Source organism: Streptomyces zinciresistens K42 (genome assembly GCF_000225525.1).
Taxonomy (GTDB): domain Bacteria; phylum Actinomycetota; class Actinomycetes; order Streptomycetales; family Streptomycetaceae; genus Streptomyces; species Streptomyces zinciresistens.
The window spans coordinates 1-1,408 of record NZ_AGBF01000443.1 but is presented as its reverse complement, the minus strand read 5'-3'; the positions used below and the strand labels follow the sequence as shown (position 1 = coordinate 1,408).

Here is a 1,408-nt window from a genome sequence, read left to right as displayed (position 1 = left end):
CGGGCCCTGGCCGGGCGCGGGCGCGACGAGCGACGGGGACGCCGTCCGCGGAGGTGGCGGGCGGGCGGCGGGCGCGGGGCCTGGGCGGCCGTCGACCGGCTGACCGCCACCGACGGCAAGAAGACCGGGCATCTCCGTCCGATCACGTCGTTCGTCTTCGAGCGGGCCGGACCCGAGCGGTCCCGAGCGCAGGCGGGCGCGGCCCGGTCACGTGCGGGCGCGCGGCCCGCCCCGGGCTCCGGCGGGGACTCCTCATCGGCACTCGACGCTCAGGTTGCCCTGGCGGGTGGCGTAGGGCACGCGGAAGGCGGACGGGTGCACGTCCATGGCGCCGGGCGCCACCCGGTGGTCGGAGTCCTCCGCCGTCACGCTGGCCCAGGCGTCCCAGTGTCCCCGGGGCAGCGCGACGCTGCTGGGCAGGGCGGCACGCAGGCGGCCCGCCGCAGCCGGGGCCAGGGGCAGCGCGACCTCCTCGTGGCCCTCGCGGTGCCGCAGGACGAGCCGGGCCGCGTCGGTCGCCCCGGCCGCGGCCACGTCGAAGGTCAGCCCGCCGGCCGAGTCGGCGATGCAGTCGGCGTGCAGGACGGGGGCCTGCGGTACGGGCGTCATGCGCGGCCCTTCTCCGGCGGCCCGCTGCCGCACGCCGTACCCGCCGTACCCGGGGCCCGCACCGTCACCGCGGCCGCCGCCTCGGCACCCGGGGACCGGCGGCCCCGTGCCGTTCGCGCGGGCGAGCGCGCACGGCGTCGTCGCGGACACCTGCGCCCCGGACCGTCCGCCGCGTTCGCCGCCGCCGAGTGCCCGGCGGGCCGGTCCCGTCCGCCTCCCGTGCTCCAGGACGGCCCGCTCGCGGGGTTCGCGGGCCGACGTCGTCCGGGGCGACCGGGGCCGGTGCCGGGGCAGATGCCGGGGCAGATGCCGGTGCCGGGAAGGGCGGGAGGACGGCCGTCGGCGCCCTGCCCCGCCCGGCGGCCCGGAGTCCCCGCCCGCCGTCCGTGCCGCCGCGCCTGAGGTCGCTCCCGAGAACCATGTGGCTCCACCGCCGGGTGTCGAACCGGGCCGTCTCCACCCGGTGCTTTCAGGGTCGGCGCGCGGGGGGCATAGTGCAAGCCACCGGCCGGCACGGGAAGGCGCGTGCGCGGAAACCCGGCGCGCGTGGGCATGGGCCCGATGCGCGGGAGTCGGCGCCGCGGACAGCCCGGCTGGGGACCGCGCCCCGCCCTCCGGGGCGACCGGGCCGCGCTCGCCCCGGCACCGGCCGCGGGGGCCTGGACGCCTGGACCCGAACCGCCTGGCGGCGCCCAACCGGATCTCGCGTGCCCCGCGGCGGACCCCACCGGCCTGTGCGCGGTCGGACCTGTGCGCGGTCGCGTACGGCGTCGGCCCGCCGGGACCGCGCCCGTCATGG

Annotated in this window: 1 protein-coding gene; it reads right to left on the bottom strand. The window is 80.8% G+C overall.

Annotated elements, in window-relative coordinates; translation table 11 throughout:
• Positions 1 to 252: 252 nt before the first annotated feature.
• Positions 253 to 609: a hypothetical protein gene (locus SZN_RS37100; RefSeq protein ID WP_007506516.1), complete on the bottom strand. Its 357-nt coding sequence runs from the start codon at positions 607 to 609 to the stop codon at positions 253 to 255.
• Positions 610 to 1,408: the final 799 nt, after the last annotated feature.